20 protein-coding genes are annotated in these 17,404 nt (G+C 65.2%); 9 read left to right on the top strand and 11 right to left on the bottom strand.

All coding sequences use genetic code 11. The annotated features are described in order from the left end of the window. Window positions 1–67: 67 nt before the first annotated feature. The 6 genes from Q4S45_RS20045 to Q4S45_RS20020 form a co-directional block, all read right to left on the bottom strand. The gene (locus Q4S45_RS20045) at window positions 68–1,822 is read right to left on the bottom strand and encodes a DUF885 family protein (protein WP_305507167.1); all 1,755 of its coding nucleotides are present in this window, start codon (window positions 1,820–1,822) and stop codon (window positions 68–70) included. 63 nt (window positions 1,823–1,885) lie between these two features. Beyond that, window positions 1,886–2,707 (bottom strand): peptide chain release factor N(5)-glutamine methyltransferase, encoded by an 822-nt coding sequence (prmC, locus tag Q4S45_RS20040; protein WP_305507166.1) that lies wholly within the window; start codon window positions 2,705–2,707, stop codon window positions 1,886–1,888. Further along, on the bottom strand, window positions 2,704–3,174 hold the full coding sequence (locus tag Q4S45_RS20035) for a disulfide bond formation protein B (protein WP_305507165.1): 471 nt from the start codon (window positions 3,172–3,174) through the stop codon (window positions 2,704–2,706). The genes prmC and Q4S45_RS20035 overlap by 4 nt, the downstream gene beginning before the upstream one ends. Window positions 3,175–3,330: 156 nt before the next feature. Further along, the gene (prfA, locus tag Q4S45_RS20030; protein ID WP_305507164.1) at window positions 3,331–4,407 is read right to left on the bottom strand and encodes a peptide chain release factor 1; all 1,077 of its coding nucleotides are present in this window, start codon (window positions 4,405–4,407) and stop codon (window positions 3,331–3,333) included. Window positions 4,408–4,475: 68 nt separating this feature from the next. Further along, the gene (hemA, locus tag Q4S45_RS20025; RefSeq protein ID WP_305507163.1) at window positions 4,476–5,750 is read right to left on the bottom strand and encodes a glutamyl-tRNA reductase; all 1,275 of its coding nucleotides are present in this window, start codon (window positions 5,748–5,750) and stop codon (window positions 4,476–4,478) included. A 165-nt stretch (window positions 5,751–5,915) separates the two neighbouring features. Continuing rightward, window positions 5,916–6,605: a response regulator transcription factor gene (locus Q4S45_RS20020; protein WP_305507162.1), complete on the bottom strand. Its 690-nt coding sequence runs from the start codon at window positions 6,603–6,605 to the stop codon at window positions 5,916–5,918. A gap of 240 nt (window positions 6,606–6,845) precedes the next feature. Between Q4S45_RS20020 and Q4S45_RS20015 the strand changes: the two genes are divergently transcribed. Next, window positions 6,846–7,352 carry a hypothetical protein gene (locus Q4S45_RS20015; protein ID WP_305507161.1) on the top strand — a complete coding sequence of 169 codons (507 nt, stop codon included), beginning with the start codon at window positions 6,846–6,848 and terminating at the stop codon, window positions 7,350–7,352. A 45-nt stretch (window positions 7,353–7,397) separates the two neighbouring features. On the opposite strand, the gene Q4S45_RS20010 is transcribed toward Q4S45_RS20015, so the two are convergent. From Q4S45_RS20010 to minC, 5 genes are all read right to left on the bottom strand, one after another. Then, window positions 7,398–8,246: an IS3 family transposase gene (locus Q4S45_RS20010; RefSeq protein WP_305512157.1), complete on the bottom strand. Its 849-nt coding sequence runs from the start codon at window positions 8,244–8,246 to the stop codon at window positions 7,398–7,400. Between the two features lie 17 nt (window positions 8,247–8,263). Beyond that, complete coding sequence (locus tag Q4S45_RS20005) at window positions 8,264–8,575, bottom strand: transposase (protein WP_305505222.1); 312 nt, start codon at window positions 8,573–8,575, stop codon at window positions 8,264–8,266. A gap of 145 nt (window positions 8,576–8,720) precedes the next feature. Continuing rightward, window positions 8,721–8,972, bottom strand: a complete 252-nt coding sequence (gene minE, locus Q4S45_RS20000; RefSeq protein ID WP_305507160.1) for a cell division topological specificity factor MinE — start codon at window positions 8,970–8,972, stop codon at window positions 8,721–8,723. A gap of 1 nt (window position 8,973) precedes the next feature. Next, window positions 8,974–9,789, bottom strand: a complete 816-nt coding sequence (gene minD / locus Q4S45_RS19995) for a septum site-determining protein MinD (RefSeq protein WP_305507159.1) — start codon at window positions 9,787–9,789, stop codon at window positions 8,974–8,976. Between the two features lie 26 nt (window positions 9,790–9,815). Continuing rightward, window positions 9,816–10,589 carry a septum site-determining protein MinC gene (minC, locus tag Q4S45_RS19990; RefSeq protein WP_305507158.1) on the bottom strand — a complete coding sequence of 258 codons (774 nt, stop codon included), beginning with the start codon at window positions 10,587–10,589 and terminating at the stop codon, window positions 9,816–9,818. 478 nt (window positions 10,590–11,067) lie between these two features. Here minC and Q4S45_RS19985 point away from each other — a divergent pair, with 478 nt between their 5' ends. From Q4S45_RS19985 to Q4S45_RS19950, 8 genes are all read left to right on the top strand, one after another. Further along, complete coding sequence (locus Q4S45_RS19985; protein WP_305507157.1) at window positions 11,068–12,246, top strand: acetyl-CoA C-acetyltransferase; 1,179 nt, start codon at window positions 11,068–11,070, stop codon at window positions 12,244–12,246. 42 nt (window positions 12,247–12,288) lie between these two features. Further along, a complete protein-coding gene (gene phbB, locus Q4S45_RS19980; protein ID WP_305507156.1) occupies window positions 12,289–13,029 on the top strand; it encodes an acetoacetyl-CoA reductase in 741 nt (246 codons plus the stop codon). A gap of 71 nt (window positions 13,030–13,100) precedes the next feature. Next, the gene (locus Q4S45_RS19975) at window positions 13,101–13,832 is read left to right on the top strand and encodes an AAA family ATPase (RefSeq protein ID WP_305507155.1); all 732 of its coding nucleotides are present in this window, start codon (window positions 13,101–13,103) and stop codon (window positions 13,830–13,832) included. Beyond that, window positions 13,829–15,151, top strand: a complete 1,323-nt coding sequence (locus Q4S45_RS19970; RefSeq protein ID WP_305507154.1) for an amino acid deaminase — start codon at window positions 13,829–13,831, stop codon at window positions 15,149–15,151. The genes Q4S45_RS19975 and Q4S45_RS19970 overlap by 4 nt, the downstream gene beginning before the upstream one ends. Window positions 15,152–15,200: 49 nt before the next feature. Then, on the top strand, window positions 15,201–15,407 hold the full coding sequence (locus Q4S45_RS19965; RefSeq protein WP_305507153.1) for a DNA-binding protein: 207 nt from the start codon (window positions 15,201–15,203) through the stop codon (window positions 15,405–15,407). A 7-nt stretch (window positions 15,408–15,414) separates the two neighbouring features. Then, window positions 15,415–15,864, top strand: a complete 450-nt coding sequence (locus tag Q4S45_RS19960; RefSeq protein WP_305507152.1) for a type II toxin-antitoxin system VapC family toxin — start codon at window positions 15,415–15,417, stop codon at window positions 15,862–15,864. Between the two features lie 53 nt (window positions 15,865–15,917). Further along, window positions 15,918–16,874 (top strand): prolyl aminopeptidase, encoded by a 957-nt coding sequence (pip, locus tag Q4S45_RS19955; RefSeq protein WP_305507151.1) that lies wholly within the window; start codon window positions 15,918–15,920, stop codon window positions 16,872–16,874. A gap of 57 nt (window positions 16,875–16,931) precedes the next feature. After that, window positions 16,932–17,378: a DUF2721 domain-containing protein gene (locus Q4S45_RS19950; protein WP_305507150.1), complete on the top strand. Its 447-nt coding sequence runs from the start codon at window positions 16,932–16,934 to the stop codon at window positions 17,376–17,378. Window positions 17,379–17,404: the final 26 nt, after the last annotated feature.

Genomic DNA, 17,404 nt, shown 5'->3' with positions numbered 1-17,404 from the left:
CTCGATGAATTGGTGCAGAGAGTAACCGAAAACCGCATTTTTCGCCGGAGCCGCCCCGAAAAAACCGCTAGCCGGGCGGCGCCGGCCTGGGCGCGGGCGCCGCCGCCTTGATCCAACGCTCGACCTGCTGTTCGAGCATCGCCAGCGGCATCGGCCCGTTGTCGAGCACCGCGCCGTGAAAGCGCCGGATGTCGAAGCGCTCGCCCAGCGCCGCCTGCGACCTTTCGCGCAGCGCCTTGATGCGCAACTGGCCGATCTTGTAAGCCGGCGCCTGGCCGGGCTGCGCGATGTAGCGGTCGACTTCGACCTCGTTGTCGGATGCGGCATTGGCGGTGTTCGCGGCCAGGTAGTCGAGCGCCTGCTGGCGGCTCCAGCCCATCGCATGGATGCCGGTGTCGGCCACCATGCGCGCCGCGCGCAGCAGTTCCGAGTTCAGGCGCCCGAAGGCCGAGAACGAATCGGCGAAGAAGCCCAGCTCCGGCCCCAGGCTTTCGGCATACAGCGCCCAGCCCTCGCCGAAGGCGCGGTTCCAGCCGAAGCGGCGGAAATCGGGCAGGTCGGCCAGTTCGTGGGCGCGCGCCACTTGCAGGTGGTGGCCCGGCACGCCTTCGTGCAGGGCCAGCGTTTCGGTTTCCCACAGCGCGCGGGTGGCCAGCAGCGAGGTGTTCACCACCAGCGCGGCGGGACGGCCGTTGGCGGCGGCCTCGTAATACGCCGCGCCCTGGTTCTCGCCCTGCACCTGGCGCACCGCCAGCGGCTCGGCCGGCACGCTGGAGAACAGGCGCGGCAAGCCGTCGGTCGCGCGCGCGACCAGCCGCCGGTAGCGATTGAGCAGCTTGTCCCCGCTGGCGTAGAACAGGCGCGGGTCGCTGTTGGCGAACGCGAAAAATTCCGTGACCGTGCCGCGAAAGCCGGTGCGGGCGATCGCGCCGCGCATCTCGGCGCGGATGCGCGCCACTTCCTTCAGCCCGAGCGCGTGGACGGCGGCCGGCGCCAGGTCGGTGCTGTCTGCAAGCAGGAACTGGTACCAGTCGGCGCCGCCCGGCAGGCTGGAAGCGGCGATGGTGTCGCGCGCGGCCGGCAGGTATTCGTTGCGCACGAATTCTTCGAGCTTTTGCAGCGCCGGCGCCGCTTTGGTGCGCAGCGCGGCCGGGCCGGCGCTCGCCAGTTCGTCCCGCACCTCCTTCGGAATCGTCGCGGGGATTTCGCGGAAGGGCAGGCCAAGCGCGCCGTTGGGCATGGTCTCGCGCAGCTGCCTGAGCATGGCCGGCAGCGCCAGCATGATGGGCTTGGGCGACGTCCAGCCGCTGCGCATCGCTTCGCGCATCTGCTCGATGATGCCGTCCACGTGGGCCGGCAGGGCGTCGATGCGCGACAGGTAGTTGCGGTAGTCGGCCTCGGTGGCGAACGGCATCTGCGCCACCAGCCGCGCAAAGCTGATGTGGATGCCGTCCTGCGCGGTGAGCGGCTGCGCGTTGTACGGATAGAAGCTGGCGGCCTTCAGGCGCCGTTCCTTCTGGTCGACGAACAGGTCGTACGACAGCTGGTTCTGGCCGGTGAGGCGGTCGCGTTCGATCAGGCGCGCCTGGTCGAGGACCTTTCGCTCGTGCGCGGTGGCGCTGCGGCTGGCGGCGAGCGAGGTGTCGGACAGCGCGCCGTTGTAGCGGGCGTCGCCCACGGCGGTGGCGAATTCGGGCTGGTTTTGCAGGCGCCACTGCCAGTCGGCGGCGAACAGGGCGCGCGCCTGCTGGTCCGCCGTGTCGGCGGCAAAGGCGGCGCCGGGCGCGAACATGAAAACACAGATGGCGAACAGTCTACGCATGCGCGGCTCCGGGGGCGGAGAACCATTTTATCAAAGGAGCGCAGCGCGCAGCGCCGCCCTGGATCACCCCAGGGTGCCGCCCGAAACGCGCTCGATGCCGGCCAGGTCGCGCCAGCTTTGCACCTGGTCGTAGCCGTGCGCGGTCAGCAGCGCGCGCACTTGATCGGCCTGGTCGTAGCCATGCTCGAGCAGCAGCCAGCCGCCCGGCGCCAGGTGCGGGCCGGCTCCGGCGATGATGGTGCGCAGCGCCGACAGGCCGTCGGCATGGTCGGTCAGCGCCGACACCGGCTCGAAGCGCAAATCGCCCTCGGACAGGTGGGTGTCGCCGCTGGCGATGTAGGGCGGATTGGAGACGATCATGCCGAACATGACGCCGGCCAGCGCGCCGTACCAGTCGCTGTGCAGGAAGGCGACGTTCGCGGCGTTGGCCGCGGCGTTGGCGCGCGCGACGTCGAGCGCGCCGGTGCTGGCGTCGAGCGCGGTCACCCGCGCGTCGGGGCGGGTGTGCGCGATGGCCACCGCGATGGCGCCGCTGCCGGTGCCCATGTCGAGCACGGAGGCGCCGGGCGCCAGCCGTTCGAGCGCCAGTTCCACCAGCAGTTCGGTGTCGGGACGGGGAATCAGCACCGCGTCGGTGACGTGGAAATCGAGGCCGTAGAATTCGCGCTTCCCGACGATGTAGGCGATCGGTTCGCCGGCCAGGCGGCGCGCCACCAGCGCGTCGAGCGTGGCCGCTTCATCGGAGGTCAGCGCGCGGTGCGACTGGGTGATCAGGCCGACGCGCGTGAGGCCGAGCGCGTGGCACAGCAGGATGCGGTTCTCGAGCGGGTCGAGCGGCAGCGCCGCCTGCACCGCGCCGACCGTGGCGCCGGCCTGGATGCTCATCGCTGGCGGCGCACCAGCAGGTACACCAGCGCGCCCGTCAACAGCACGAACCAGAGCGCCGACCACTGCGGAATCGACAGGCCAAACAAGGTGTCGACCGCGTTTTCGCACAGGCCGTCGGCGCGGAACAGCCATGGCAGCGCGGTGGCGGTCGGGATCTTGTTGAGGACCGTTTCCACCGGGTCGATGCCGCACGAGAATCCGGGGTGGGCCAGGACGTACAGGTGCTTGCCGACGACGCCCAGGCCGCCGAGCGCGCCGAGCAGGCCGAGGCCTGCGCCCAGGCGCGGCTTGTCGCCGATGGCGCCGACGAAGCAGCACAGCGCGATGGCGAGGAACAGGTAGCGCTGGATCACGCACAGGGGACAGGGCAGCATGTCCTTCACGTGCTGCAGGTACAGGGCGGCGCCGATCAGGGCGAGGCAGGTGGTGGCGATGGCGAGCAGCAGGCTACGGGATTTGATCATGATCTTTTGTTGGGCGATTGAGAGCAGCAGCGATTTTCGCACACTCTCGGCGCGTCGTTCCTGCGCAGGCAGGAACCCATGCTGAATGTGCAAGGAATGGCAAACTAAGTTCAGGCTCAGTATGGGTTCCCGCCTTCGCGGGAACGACAACCTTTATTAGTCGCCGAGGGCGGCGAGCAGTTCGGCCTGGTGTTCCGCGGCCAGCGCGTTGGTCAGCTCCGTCAGGTCGCCGTCCATGATGAAATCGAGCTTGTACAAGGTCAGGTTGATGCGGTGGTCGGTCATGCGCCCCTGCGGGAAGTTGTAGGTGCGGATACGCTCGCTGCGGTCGCCCGAACCGATCAGGCTCTTGCGCGTGGCCGCTTCCTTCGACTGCTGCTCGCGCAGTTGCACGTCCTTGATGCGCGCGGCCAGCACCTTGAGCGCCTGCGCCTTGTTCTTGTGCTGCGAACGGTCGTCCTGGCACTCGACCACGATCCCGGTCGGCAGGTGGGTCAGGCGCACCGCCGAATCGGTCTTGTTGATGTGCTGCCCGCCGGCGCCGGACGCGCGGAAGGTGTCGATGCGCAGGTCGGCCGGGTTGATATTGACGTCTTCGACTTCATCGGCCTCCGGCATCACCGCCACCGTGCAGGCCGAGGTGTGGATGCGGCCCTGGGTCTCGGTGGCCGGCACGCGCTGCACGCGGTGGCCGCCCGACTCGAACTTGAGCTTGGAGTAGACGCCGTTGCCGACCAGGCGCACGATCACTTCGCGGTAACCGCCCAGGTCGGACGGCGACTCCGACACCATCTCGACCTGCCAGCGATTGCGCTCGGCGAAGCGGGTGTACATGCGCAGCAGGTCGCCGGCGAACAGGGCCGACTCGTCGCCGCCGGTGCCGGCGCGGATCTCGAGGAAGATGTTGCGCTCGTCGTTGGCGTCCTTCGGCAGCAGCATCTTCTGCAATTCGAGTTCGAGGTCGGCAAGACGCGTTTTGGCGGACTCGATCTCCTCCTGCGCGAACTCCTTCATGTCCGGGTCGGACAGCATCTGCTGCGCCTCGGCCATGTCGGCGTTGGCCTGGCCGAACTGGCCGTACAGCGCCACCAGCGGGCCGATCTCGGCGTGCTCGCGGCTCATCTTGCGGTAGCTGTCCATGTTGGACGTTGCGCCTTCGTGCGCCAGCAGTTCGTCAAGTTCGGCAAGGCGGTTGGCCAGTTGGTCCAGCTTGGCCAGCATGGATGGTTTCATAGGGTGCTCTGATCAGGTGAAGGGAGTGGACGCGCGAGGGCGCCCGGGTGCGGCGAAGCGTGGCGGCGCTAACGGCGGCCGCGGAACAGCTGGGGAAGCAGCGAGGCGAGGCGGGCGCGCTCGTCGCCCTGGGCGCGGTGCAGCGCCTGCTGCGGGCCGTGCAGGAACTTGGCGGTCAGGCCGCGCGACAGCGCATCGAGCACTTCGTCGATGTCGTCGCCGCGCGCCAGCATCTTGCGCGCGCGTTCGAGTTCGAATAGGCGCATCGCTTCGCTCGACTCGTGCAGGTCCTGGATGACCGGCACCACGGCGCGGTCGCCGACCCAGTGCATGAACGACTGCACGCGCGTCTCGATGATCGCCTCGGCCTGCGCGACGGCGGCCTGGCGGTTTTCCATCCCGGTCTGCACTACCGTGCCCAGGTCGTCCACGGTGTACAGGAACACGTCGTCGAGGCGCCCGACTTCGGTCTCGATATCGCGCGGCACGGCCAGGTCGACCATGAACATCGGCTTGTGGCGGCGCGTCTTGATCGCGCGCTCGACCAGGCCCAGGCCGATCAGCGGCAGGGTCGATGCGGTGCACGAGATGACGATGTCGAACTGCGCCAGCTGCTCGGGCAGCGCGGACAGGGTGATCGCGCGGCCGTCGAAGCGGCGCGCCAGCGTCTCGCCGCGTTCCATGGTGCGGTTGGCGATGGTGATCGATTTCGGCTTCTGCGCGGCGAAGTGGGTGGCGCACAGTTCGATCATTTCGCCGGCGCCGATGAACAGCACGTTCTGGTCGGCGACCTTGTCGAAGATGCGCTGCGACAGGCGCACCGCGGCGGCGGCCATCGATACGCTGTGGGCGCCGATCGCGGTGGTGGTGCGCACTTCCTTGGCGACCGAGAAGCTGCGCTGGAACATCTGGTGCAGATAGGTGCCAAGGCCGCCGGCTTCGTCGGCAAGGCGCACCGCGTCCTTCATCTGGCCGAGGATCTGCGGCTCGCCCAGCACCATCGAATCGAGCCCGGAGGCGACGCGGAAGGCGTGGCGCACGGCGGCGTCCTGCGGCAGCATGTACAGGTGCGGGCGCAGTTCGGCGACGTTGAGCTTGTGATAATCGGCCAGGAAGTGGGCGCTGGCGTCGAGCGGATTGGGGGCGCGGCTGGCCGCGTACATCTCGGTGCGGTTGCAGGTAGAGAGGATGGCCGCTTCGTCGCCGCCCTGCTGGTCGATGCGGGCAAACCAGCCGCGCGCCGCGCGCACCGCCTGGCCGAGCTGGTCAGGCGCCAGCGCCAGTTGCTCGCGCAGCGAGACCGGTGCAGTGGTGTGGTTGAGGCCGACGGCAAGCAGTTGCATGTGGGGGCGGATGGGAACGTAAGCCCACATTATAGCGCGAGGAAGTGCCGTCGTTCCTGCGCAGGCAGGAACCCATACAGAACGTGATTAGTCGATCGGCAACGCCGTGCAACGTCAGCATGGGTTCCTGGGCTCGGCGCCCCCCCTCCGCAAGAACGACAAGCGTCAAGCGCCCATCTTTTCGAGGCGGTAGCCGTAGCTGTAGACCGGCACCAGCCGGAAGCCGTTCTCCGGCCGCAGCTGCAGCTTGTTCCGCACCCGCGACACATGGGTGTCCATGGTGCGCGACGGCACCGCGGTCTCGCGGATCCACACCGCTTCGTGAATATAGGCGCGCGACAGCGGCCGGCCGATGTTGCGGAAGAACAGCAGCGCCAGGTAGAACTCCTTGTGGGTGACGTCGATCACCGAGCCATCCTTGAGCAGGCGTCCGGGCCGCGTCTCGAACACGTATTGCCCGAATTGCAGCTGCTCGGCGCCGTTCTGCGACGGATAGGCCCGGCGCAGCAGCGCCTGCACCCGCGCCAGCAGTTCGCCGCGCCGCAAGGGCTTGATCATGTAGTCGTCGGCGCCCGCGCCCACGCCGGCCACGATGTCGTCCTCGCCCGAGTTGTTGGTCAAGAACATCGTCGGCGCGTGCGCCGCCAGCTTTTCCTTGGCGCGCTTGAGCACGTCGGCCCCGGTCAGGTCGTTGACGTGCCAGTCGAGGATCAGCATGTCGGCGCTGTCCTTCTTCAGCGCGCCGAGCATCTCCTTGCCGTTGTCGAAGGACTGGCACGTGTGGCCCGCGCCGGTCAGCACCTGGCAAATCAGGTCGGCCTGGCTGCGGTCATTATCAAGGACGGCTATTCGCATGATGGCTCTGGGAAACGGTTGTTGTTTGTAGGATCTATCCTACGATTACAGATGAAAAGTTACTGTAAATATAACAGACATTTACAAAAAATTGCTACAAAAATGACAATTTTTGCCGTGTTCCGTATCCCGTTCAGCAGTGCAATCTGACCGGACAATTACAAGGTACACTGGAAAAACTAGGTTTTCAATCATCATTTTAGTCAGTAGGAAATTTCACAAGAGAGGGGGCCGTTTGCCATGGCAGAAACGCTTTCCACCGACTGGACCCTGATTCCGGGCACCGACAAGGACATCGCCAGCGTGCGCGAGCGCTGCCGCCGCATGGTGCGCCGGCGCGCCACCGTCGCCGCCGGCTTCTCGGCCGTGCCGCTGCCGGGACTCGACGTGGTGTCGGACCTGTCGCTGTTCGCGAAACTGGTCGAAGAAGTCAACGAGGCATTTGGCCTGACGCCCGAGCAGGTCAGCCGGCTGCAGCCGAAGTTCCGGATGATCGCCTACGAGGCGGCAGTGGGGATGGGCGGGATGATGGTGGGTCGCCTGGTCACGCGCGAGCTGCTGCTCAAGCTGTTCAAGAAAGTCGGCGTGAAGGTGGCAACCAAGACGGCCGCCAAGCTGGTGCCGATTGCCGGGTCGGCGGTGTCGGCGGCGATCGGGTTCACGGTGTTCCGCCAGCTCGGCTATCAGCACGTGGAAGCGTGCGCGAAGGTGGCCGACAAGCTCAAGCCGGCGCGACCCGTAAACTGAAAATGGGGTCAGGTCTGAGATGCACCGGTTTGGTGGACAGGTTAATTAGCAACACATGTGCTGCGCCTGGACCTGCGCCGGCGTTTTGTAGCCGAGCGATTGATGAAGTCGGATTGTATTGTAGTACACCTCAATATGATCTTTGACGGCGGCAACCGCGGCAGCGTGATCTTCATACACGAAGTGATGCGTCAACTCGTTCTTCAGGTTCGAGAAGAAGCTCTCCGCAACCGCGTTATCGTGACAGTTCCCTTTGCGGCTCATGCTCGCAATTGCGCCCTTCGACTCGAGGTAGTCGCGAAACTTCTTCGAGCCGTAAGGCGATCCCTGATCCGTGTGGCAAACGAGCCTTGGCGGCGGGCGATATCGCTCCATGGCCGCTTCGATCGTCTGCACGGCCAGGGCGGCGGTCTGGCTCGTTCCCATCGCCCAGCCAATGACAGCGTGCGTGGACAAATCCAGGAATATCGACAGATGGCTTATCCCCGTCCGCGTGGTGATTTGCGTCATGTCGCCCACCCACACGCGGTTTGGAACGGCGACCTTGAATTTCCGGTTCACCAGATTCGGGGCTGGCGGTTCTTTTTGTTGCGGTGCTGGTTTGCTTTGCAGTCGTTGGGTTCGAAGCGTCTGAATGCCGGCGCAACGTCGTAGACGTGCCACTCGATTTCGCCCGCATGGATTTTTTTCCGCGCGTAGCACCCGCCACATCTTGATGACGCCTGCAGCGCGCCGGTGTTCCGCGTCGATCTCGTGAAGCCTCGCAATCAAGGCGATGTCCGCGCTATCGCGCGGGCTCATAGGGCGACAGCGCGAGGCATGGTAGCCGCTTCGGCTTACGCCAAGTAAGCGGCACATCAGCCCGACCGGATACATCTCGGCATGCTCGCGAATGAAGGCGTACCTCAGCGCTATCGGCGCATGAAGTACGCCTCGGCTTTTTTTAGAATTTCGAGCTCCAGTGCCAGGCGAAGGTTCTCCTTGCGAAGCCGAGTCAGCTCGTCTTCCTCGCCAGCTGGCGGGCGCCCAGGCGGTCGAAACGCCAAGTCCGGGCCGACCAAGTCGACCCGCTTCGCCCATTTATAAAGCTGATTTCGACGCACGCCGAGCTCTCGCGCCAGCGCCGCGGCGTTATCGCATTGCTTCAGACGTTCAACCGCTTGGAGCTTGAACTCCGGGCTAAAGACCTGGTTTTCAGATGATTTTACGAGTTTGGTATCCATGGAACGTATTGTCCCCTATTTGGATGTCCACCAAACTCGGTACATCTCAGGTCCGCGGGACCAGACCCCGATGATCACGCGCCGCCGGCCGAAGTCCGGGGTCTGGTCCTGCGGATCGACGGGGACGCCGAGTCCCCATTTTCCATCACGCGTCGGGCAGCACCACGTTCACTTCGAGCACCTCCAGGTTGCCCTGGCGGTCCAGCGACAGCTTGATGTTGTCGGCATTGACCTTGGTGTACTTCGAGATCACTTCGATCAGCTCGCGGTGCAGGGCCGGCAGGAAGTCCGGGCCGCCGCGCACCGTGCGCTCGCGCGCGATGATGATCTGCAGGCGCTCCTTGGCTTGGCTGGCGGTTTTCGTCTTGGGTGGGAACAGGAAGGAAAGCAGGGCCATATCACTTTGTCCCAAAAATGCGCTGCAGGAGTCCTGGCTTTTCGTAGCTGGTAAACCGCAGCGGCAGGTCGGCGCCGAGGAAGCGCGACACCACGTCCTCGTAGGCCTCGGCCACGTCGGTGCCCTTGAAATGGATCGCCGGATTGCCCTGGTTCGAAGCGTGCAGCACCGACTCAGATTCCGGAATGATGCCGATCAGCGGAATGCGCAGGATCTCCTGCACGTCCTGGTAGGACAGCATTTCGTCGTTCTCGACCCGCTTCGGCGAGTAGCGCGTGATCAGCAGGTGTTCCTTGACCGGCTCGGCGCCGGTCTGCGCGCGGCGCGACTTGGCCTGGATGATGCCAAGGATGCGGTCCGAATCGCGCACCGACGACACTTCCGGGTTGGTCACGATGATCGCTTCGTCGGCGAACGTCAGCGCCATCAGCGCGCCGTGCTCGATGCCGGCCGGCGAATCGCAGATGATGTACTCGAAGCCCATGTTGATCAGGTCGTGCAGTACGCGCTCGACGCCTTCTTCCGACAGCGCGTCCTTGTCGCGCGTCTGCGAAGCGGGCAGGATGAACAGGTTGTCGCAGTGCTTGTCCTTGATCAGCGCCTGGTTCAGGGTCGCTTCGCCGTTGACGACGTTGATCAGGTCATACACCACGCGCCGCTCGCAACCCATGATCAGGTCGAGGTTGCGCAGGCCGACGTCGAAGTCGAGCACCGCGGTCTTGTGGCCGCGCATTGCCAGGCCGGTGGAGAAGCTGGCCGAGGAGGTCGTCTTGCCGACGCCGCCCTTGCCGGATGTCACAACAATAATTCGTGCCACAAATAGGTCCTTTATAGTGGGTGAGTTCAGGCGCGGGCTGCCGGGCTGAGCGACAGTATATCGATTCGGTCCCCGACCAGGCGGATTTGCGCCGGCTGGCGCGCCAGTTCCGGCGGGAAGCCGTCGTCGAAGGTGCGGTACACGCCGGCGATCGATACCAGCTCGGGCTGCATCGACAGCGCGAAGATGCGCGACTCGGCGTTGCCCGAGGCGCCGGCCAGCGCGCGCCCGTGCAATGGTGCGTAAACATGGATGCTGCCGTCGGCGATCACTTCGGCGCCGTTGTTGACGGCCGCCGTGATGATCAAGTCGCAGCCGCGCGCGTAAATGCGCTGGCCGGCGCGCACCGGGGTGTCGATGATCATGGCGCCGGGCGCGGCTACGGGGACGGGCTGCGGGGCCGGCGCGGCAACGGGCGCAGGCGCCGGTGCCGGCTTGGCAGGAGCGGCGAGCGCTTCGCCGGCCAGCGGCTTGGCGCCGCTGCTGCCGTCGTCGAGCGACAGGCCGCGCGCGCGGATCGCGTCGGCCATGTCGGGCGTGGCGCCGCGCACGGCCACCGCGTTCAGGCGGTATTTCTTGAGCAGCTCGACCAGCGCGCGCCAGTCGATCGACGGGCTGTCCGCTGCGATCGCGCCGACGTCGATGACGGCGAATTCATCTTCAAAAAAGTCCGACACGCCGCCGGTCATCTGTTTCAGCGCGGCGTCAATCGCCAGCGGATCGGCCGAATGGAGGATCGTCGAGATGGCGACGACCGTGGAGATCTTGATTTCGATGGGCAGGGCCGGGCTTTTTTGCATACACGCTTCGTTCGGGTTGGGCGGGGCGCCCAATTGATCAGGCCCGTGCATTCTACTGTGAAAATTGCCGGATGGGGAGCTTTGCAAGGACGTTCCGAAAGGCAACAAACCCTAGGCGCGATTGCCTCGCCGCAATGCAGCGTGGGTATTTAACCGTTTGTGGACCGGAATTTCGGCACTAAGGGTAAACACCGATTGTTTTTGATGAATAAGCTGATAAGATTGACTTTGCTTAAAGCCGACCGTTAACGCAACCTGGCACAAACATTTGCCCACCTCGGCAAACATTAGTTTTCGTACATTGAAACTAAAAATGCACCATCTTGGTGCATTTTATAGCCGACGCTGTCGCTGCTGGACGATCCCAGCGCCACGGCACGCCGGCCAGCCTCACCCTGGAAAACGGTGGCGCCATGGCCCCACCATAGGCGCCGTCTGACAACCCGCTGGCTCCTCGCCAGCACCCTCGGAGATTCACATGGAAGATGTCGTAATCGTCGCCGCCGGCCGCACCGCCGTCGGCAAATTCGGCGGCAGCCTGGCCAAGATCCCGGCCGTCGAGCTTGGCGCGCATGTCATCAAGAGCCTGCTCGCCAAGACCGGGATCGATCCCGCCAGCGTCAGCGAAGTGATCATGGGCCAGGTGCTCACCGCCGGCGCCGGCCAGAACCCGGCGCGCCAGGCCTCGATCAAGGGCGGCGTGCCCAACACCGTGCCGGCGTTTACCGTCGGCCAGGTCTGCGGCAGCGGCCTGAAGGCCACCCACTCGGCGGCGCAGGCGATCCGCTGCGGCGACGCCAGCATTGTCATCGCCGGCGGCCAGGAAAACATGAGCGCCTCGCCGCACGTGCTGCCCAACTCGCGCGACGGCTTCCGCATGGGCGACACCAAGCTGGTCGACACCATGATCGTCGACGGCCTGTGGGACGTCTACAACCAGTACCACATGGGCGTGACCGCCGAGAACGTCGCCAAGAAATACGACGTCTCGCGCGCCGAGCAGGACGCGTTCGCCGCCGCTTCGCAGCAGAAGGCCGAGGCGGCGCAAAAGGCCGGCAAGTTCAAGGACGAGATCATCCCGCTGGAAATCCCGTCCAAGAAGGGCGTCACCGTGTTCGACACCGACGAGTATCCGAAGCACGGCACCACCGTCGAGGGCATGGCCGGCCTGCGCCCGGCGTTCAACAAGGAAGGCAGCGTCACCGCCGGCAACGCCTCCGGCCTGAACGACGGCGCCGCCGCGGTCATCATGATGTCGGCGTCGAAGGCCAAGGAACTGGGCCTGAAACCGCTGGCGCGCATCAAGGCCTACGCGTCGGCGGGACTCGACCCGGCGATCATGGGCATGGGCCCGGTCTCGGCCACCCAGCTGTGCCTCAAAAAAGCCGGCTGGACCCACGACGAGGTCGACCTGATGGAAATTAACGAGGCGTTCGCCGCCCAGGCCATCGCCGTCAACAAGGAGATGGGCTGGGACACCAGCAAGATCAACGTCAACGGCGGCGCGATTGCGCTGGGCCACCCGATCGGCGCTTCCGGCGCGCGCATCCTGGTGACCCTGCTGCACGAGATGATCCGGCGCGACGCCAAGAAGGGACTGGCCAGCCTGTGCATCGGCGGCGGCATGGGCGTGGCGCTGGCAGTGGAACGGGACTGATCCCGCATTAATTCGAACGATTCCAAAACTAGGAGAAACGATATGTCGAGAGTTGCATTGGTAACCGGCGGTATGGGTGGTTTGGGTGAAGCGGTGTGCATCAAGCTGGCCGCGCTGGGATACACGGTCGTGACGACCTATTCGCCGGGTAATCCGAAAGTCGAAGGCTGGCTGGCCTCGACCAAGGAGATGGGCTACAACTTCAAGGCCTACGAGTGCGACGTGGCCGATTACGATTCGGCCGAGCGGGCGGTCGCCAAGATCACCGCCGAAGTCGGGCCGATCGACGTGCTGGTCAACAACGCCGGCATCACGCGCGACATGACGTTCAAGAAGATGGACAAGCCGAACTGGGACGCCGTGATGCGCACCAACCTCGACTCCGTGTTCAACATGACCAAGCCGGTGTGCGACGGCATGGTCGAGCGCGGCTGGGGCCGGATCATCAACATCTCGTCGGTCAACGGCCAGAAGGGCGCGTTCGGCCAGACCAACTACTCGGCGGCCAAGGCCGGCGTGCACGGCTTCACCAAGGCGCTGGCGCTGGAAGTGGCGCGCAAGGGCGTGACGGTCAACACCATCTCGCCAGGCTACATCGGCACCAAGATGGTCATGGCGATCGACAAGGAAGTGCTGGACACGAAGATCATCCCGCAGATTCCGATGGCGCGCCTGGGCAAGCCGGAAGAAGTGGCGGGCCTGGTGGCCTACCTGTCGTCGGACGAAGCGGCATTCGTCACCGGCGCCAACATCGCCATCAACGGCGGGCAGCACATGTCGTAATTGGTTGAACTGCTGCACAGCTGGGGTCTGGTCCTGCGGACCTGACCCCATTTTTGTTTGGACTCGATCAAATGGCCCTCACCGCCAAACCCTACCTGCGCGAAGTGTCGATCCGCCCCGGCGCCGACATCGATCCCGATCGCTACCCGTTCGGCATCCCCGCCGTGCGCGAAATGGGCACGTTGGCGCTGCACCCGGACGTGACGTTTTTCGTCGGCGAAAACGGCGCCGGTAAATCGACCATGCTGGAGGCGATCGCGGTGGCGATGGGCCTGCCGGCCGAAGGCGGCTCGCGCAACGTCAATCGCCAGCAACAGGAAGTGTCGCCGCTGCAGGATGCGCTGCGCCTGGTCAAGGGCTACAAGGCGCCACGCTGGTCCTACTTCCTGCGCGCCGAAAGCGCCTTCGATGTCATCAGCTACATGGACTCGCTGCCGGGCCATCGGAAACCATCGCTGCACCTGCGCTCGCACGGCGAAGCGTTCATGGAGCTGCTGCTCGACCTCGAGGACAACGGCTTCTACCTGCTCGACGAGCCGGAGGCCGCGCTGTCGCCCAACCGCCAGCTGGCCGCGCTCTCCGCGATCGACCAATTGGTGAAACGCGGCTCGCAATTCATCATCGCCACCCATTCGCCCATCCTGCTGGCCTATCCGAACGCTAAAATACTGGTGTTCGACCAGTCCGGCCTCACCGAGACGGCCTACGAGGACACCGAGCACTACGCGGTCACCCGCGACTTCCTCAACCACTACGAGCGCCGGCTGCAGCAACTGCTGGAGGACGACCAGGACAACGAATGAATACACTGCCGCACGACGGACTGGCGCTGGGCGCACTGGAAGAACAACTGCTGCAGCCTGGCGTGAAGGGCCTGCCGATCACCGCGCCGCTGCGCCAGGGCGCGATCGGCGTGCAGGGCTGGAACGTGCTCCATGCCGACACCAGCTTCCCGGTCGCGGTGCTGAAATCCTCGGCGCTGCGCCACAACCTGGACTGGATGCGGCGCTTCTGCGCGCAGTACGGCGCCACCCTCGCGCCGCACGGCAAGACCACCATGAGCCCGCAGCTGTTCGGCGCCCAGCTGGCCAACGGCGCCTGGGGCATCACCCTGGCCAGCGCCACCCAGGTCCAGATGGCGCACCGCTTCGGCGTGCGCCGCGTGCTGCTGGCCAACCAGCTGGTCGCGAAGGCCGACATCCACAGCGTGCTGACCCTGATGCACGAGGATCCCGATTTCGAATTTTTTGCGCTGGTCGATTCGCTCGAAGGCGTGGAACGGCTGGCCGCAGCGGTAGCCGCGCATCCGCTCGCGCGGCCTTTGCCGCTGCTGGTCGAGCTGGGCTTGCCGGGCAAGCGCGCCGGCTGCCGCAGCGAGGCCGACGCGCTGGCGCTGGCGCGCGCGGTGGCGCAGGCGAGCGGCCTGCAGCTGGCCGGCTTCGAAGGCTACGAAGGCCTGCTGGTGTCGAACGACCGCGCCGGCGACGTGAAGCAGGTCGACGATTTCCTCGCGCGCCTCGCGGCGCTGGTGCGCGCCGCCGACGAGGAGCAGCTGTTCATGGGCTGCGCGCAGATCCTGCTGTCGGCGGGCGGCTCCGGCTACTTCGACCTGGTCGCGCGCGGTTTTGCCGGCGTCGGCGCGCTGTCGCGTCCCGTGCTGCCGGTGCTGCGCAGCGGCTGCTACCTGACCAGCGACCACGGCTCCTACCTGCGCCAGATCGGCGACCTCGATGCGCGCGAAGGCGGCCACCCGGCCCTCGGTGGCGAGGCGCTCAAACCGGCGCTGGAAGTGTGGAGCATGGTGCAGTCGCGCCCCGAACCGCGGCTGGCCATCCTCACGATGGGCAAGCGCGACGCCTCCTACGACATCGACCTGCCGGTCCCGCTGTTCAGCCATCGTCCCGGCCCCGGCGCGCCGGCTGCGCTGCCGGCCGGCTGCAGCATCGTCAAGATGAACGACCAGCACGCCTATCTCACGCTGCCGGACGGGGTCGACCTGCAGGTGGGCGACCTGGTCGGCTGCGGCATATCCCATCCGTGCACTACTTTCGACAAGTGGCCGCTGCTGCTGGCGGTGGACGACGATTACACCGTGCGCTACGCGATCAATACCTTCTTCTGAATTGCGGCCTATAATGGGCTATCACTGATAGCATCCAACGGGGGAGGACATGCCTCAACTACTCGTTCGCGATTTGAACCAGGATCTAGTCGATGCGCTCAAGCGCCGCGCCGCGTCTCACGGGCGCAGTGCCGAGGCGGAGCACCGGGAGATTCTTCGGCTCACGCTGATAGACCAACCCGCAAAGCGTCCGTTGAAGGAGCTTCTCGCAGCCATGCCTTATTTCGACGACGACGAATTGTTCGACGTCCGATAGGATCTGCATGACCTATCTCCTCGACACCAATGTGATTTCGGAGTTCCGCAAGGGCGACCGCTGCAACCGGGGTGTGCGGGCTTTTTTTGAAAACACCGCCGATGCTGAACTGTTCCTGCCTGTTCAGGTAATTGGTGAGATACGCGCCGGGATTGCCAGGGCCGCACGAAAGAATGACCTTCGCAAAGTCGAAATGTATGAGCAGTGGCTTGAAGCGCTGTTGGAACACTATGGCCATCGAGTCATCGAATTTGATGCGGATTCCGCGCAGGTCTGGGGTGCCTTGCTTTCCGATGCCAAAAAAGATCCGCACACCGTCGATAAACAAATTGCGGCTATTGCGCTGATCCGGGACATGACGCTTGTCACTCGCGACGGCGGCGGCGGATTCAGGTCGATTGCCGATGCGTCCTTGAAGATTTTGAATCCGTTCACGGACGTCGCGCACGGTCCCTGATAGGCGGCGGGCGGGTGCGATACAATCGATTGTCCCCATCGAAGAGAATCACCATGCACGAAGCTCCGCCGTCGCTGTTCCCGACCATCCTGCCGCACCGCCACGGCATGCTCGATGTCGATCCGCTGCACACCATCTACTGGGAAGAGGTCGGCAATCCGAACGGCGCGCCGGTGCTGTTCCTGCACGGCGGCCCGGGCGCCGGCCTGTCGCCGCAGCACCGCCGCTTCTTCGATCCCGAGCACTACCGCATCATCCTGTTCGACCAGCGCGGCGCCGGCAAGTCGACGCCGCTGGGCGAGTGGCGCAACAACACCACCCAGCTGCTGATCGAGGACATCGAAACGCTACGCGTCAAGTTCGGCATCGAGCAGTGGCTCGTGTTCGGCGGCTCGTGGGGCTCGACGCTGGCGCTGGCGTACGGCCAGGCGCACCCCGAGCGCTGCCTCGGCTTCATCCTGCGCGGGATTTTTCTGTGCACCGCCACCGAAATCGACTGGTTCCTGCACGGCGTTCAGTGGTTCTATCCCGAACTTTACGATGAATTCGTCGCGCCGATTCCCGAAGCCGAACGGGGCGACCTGCTGAAAGCCTACACAACGCGCATGCTGTGCGACGACCCGGACGTGTACTGGCCGGCGGCGCGCGCCTGGAGCCGCTTCGAAGGGCGCCGCGTGTTCCTGCTGCCGCAGCCGGAAGAGGCGGTGTCGGACACGCTCGACCTGGGCGTCGGCCGGCTCGAATCGCACTACATGGCCAACCTCGGCTTCCTCGAAGAGGGCCAGCTGATGCGCGACCTTCATCGCATCGCCCACCTGCCGGCCGTGATCGTGCAGGGCCGCTACGACGTGATCTGCCCGCCGGTGTCGGCCTACCGCCTGCACCAGGCCTGGCCCGGATCGCAGCTGCGCATGATCCCGGACGCCGGCCACGGCGCGCTGGAAAAGGGCATTTCGGCGGCGCTGGTGGCGGCCACCGAGCAGTTCAAGCGCCTCGGCCGCTTCGAATAAGCGGCGGGGCTGCTACACTGGCGGCTGACCGAACAATAACAACGACCCGATACGATCATGAATATCCAGATCAGCGACATCGGCCACGTGATCCAGCTGGCCATCGCGCCAGTGTTCCTGCTGACCGGCGTGGCCACCAAGCTGACGGTGCTCACCAACCGGCTGGCGCGCATCATCGACCGCTCGCGCGTGCTCGAGGACCGGCTTGAAATCGGACCGCACGACGATTACCAGTCCGAGCTCGACATCCTGTACGGCCGCGCGCACCTGATCAACACCGCGATCACGCTGTCGACCGGCTGCGGCCTCCTGATCTGCCTCGTCATCGCGATGCTGTTCTTGGGCGACACCACCAGCCTGCCGCTCGACAAATACATCGCCGGCTGCTTCGTGCTGGCGATGGTCGCGCTGATCGGCAGCTTCGTCTTCCTGCTGCGCGAGATTTTCATCGCCTCCAAACACATGCGGCTCGCACATGACGTGCGCCGCGCGCTGGCCAAGTAAGCCGCCAGCCGATACTTTTTACCGGA

This window comes from Massilia sp. R2A-15, from assembly GCF_030704305.1.
Lineage (GTDB): Bacteria > Pseudomonadota > Gammaproteobacteria > Burkholderiales > Burkholderiaceae_D > JAFCUW01.
This window is presented reverse-complemented; position numbering and strand designations above follow the sequence as displayed.

What these genes read in the sequence shown, in the direction of transcription:
- Q4S45_RS19960 (WP_305507152.1), top strand. Translation starts at nt 15,415, where the DNA reads ATGACCTATCTCCTCGACACCAATGTGATTTCGGAGTTCCGCAAGGGC.
- minE (WP_305507160.1), bottom strand. Translation starts at nt 8,972, where the DNA reads ATGGCCCTGCTTTCCTTCCTGTTCCCACCCAAGACGAAAACCGCCAGC.
- Q4S45_RS19950 (WP_305507150.1), top strand. Translation starts at nt 16,932, where the DNA reads ATGAATATCCAGATCAGCGACATCGGCCACGTGATCCAGCTGGCCATC.
- Q4S45_RS19970 (WP_305507154.1), top strand. Translation starts at nt 13,829, where the DNA reads ATGAATACACTGCCGCACGACGGACTGGCGCTGGGCGCACTGGAAGAA.
- Q4S45_RS20015 (WP_305507161.1), top strand. Translation starts at nt 6,846, where the DNA reads ATGGCAGAAACGCTTTCCACCGACTGGACCCTGATTCCGGGCACCGAC.
- minC (WP_305507158.1), bottom strand. Translation starts at nt 10,589, where the DNA reads ATGCAAAAAAGCCCGGCCCTGCCCATCGAAATCAAGATCTCCACGGTC.
- Q4S45_RS20020 (WP_305507162.1), bottom strand. Translation starts at nt 6,605, where the DNA reads ATGCGAATAGCCGTCCTTGATAATGACCGCAGCCAGGCCGACCTGATT.
- Q4S45_RS20035 (WP_305507165.1), bottom strand. Translation starts at nt 3,174, where the DNA reads ATGATCAAATCCCGTAGCCTGCTGCTCGCCATCGCCACCACCTGCCTC.
- Q4S45_RS19965 (WP_305507153.1), top strand. Translation starts at nt 15,201, where the DNA reads ATGCCTCAACTACTCGTTCGCGATTTGAACCAGGATCTAGTCGATGCG.
- Q4S45_RS20005 (WP_305505222.1), bottom strand. Translation starts at nt 8,575, where the DNA reads ATGGATACCAAACTCGTAAAATCATCTGAAAACCAGGTCTTTAGCCCG.
- pip (WP_305507151.1), top strand. Translation starts at nt 15,918, where the DNA reads ATGCACGAAGCTCCGCCGTCGCTGTTCCCGACCATCCTGCCGCACCGC.
- prfA (WP_305507164.1), bottom strand. Translation starts at nt 4,407, where the DNA reads ATGAAACCATCCATGCTGGCCAAGCTGGACCAACTGGCCAACCGCCTT.
- phbB (WP_305507156.1), top strand. Translation starts at nt 12,289, where the DNA reads ATGTCGAGAGTTGCATTGGTAACCGGCGGTATGGGTGGTTTGGGTGAA.
- Q4S45_RS19985 (WP_305507157.1), top strand. Translation starts at nt 11,068, where the DNA reads ATGGAAGATGTCGTAATCGTCGCCGCCGGCCGCACCGCCGTCGGCAAA.
- Q4S45_RS19975 (WP_305507155.1), top strand. Translation starts at nt 13,101, where the DNA reads ATGGCCCTCACCGCCAAACCCTACCTGCGCGAAGTGTCGATCCGCCCC.
- prmC (WP_305507166.1), bottom strand. Translation starts at nt 2,707, where the DNA reads ATGAGCATCCAGGCCGGCGCCACGGTCGGCGCGGTGCAGGCGGCGCTG.
- hemA (WP_305507163.1), bottom strand. Translation starts at nt 5,750, where the DNA reads ATGCAACTGCTTGCCGTCGGCCTCAACCACACCACTGCACCGGTCTCG.
- Q4S45_RS20045 (WP_305507167.1), bottom strand. Translation starts at nt 1,822, where the DNA reads ATGCGTAGACTGTTCGCCATCTGTGTTTTCATGTTCGCGCCCGGCGCC.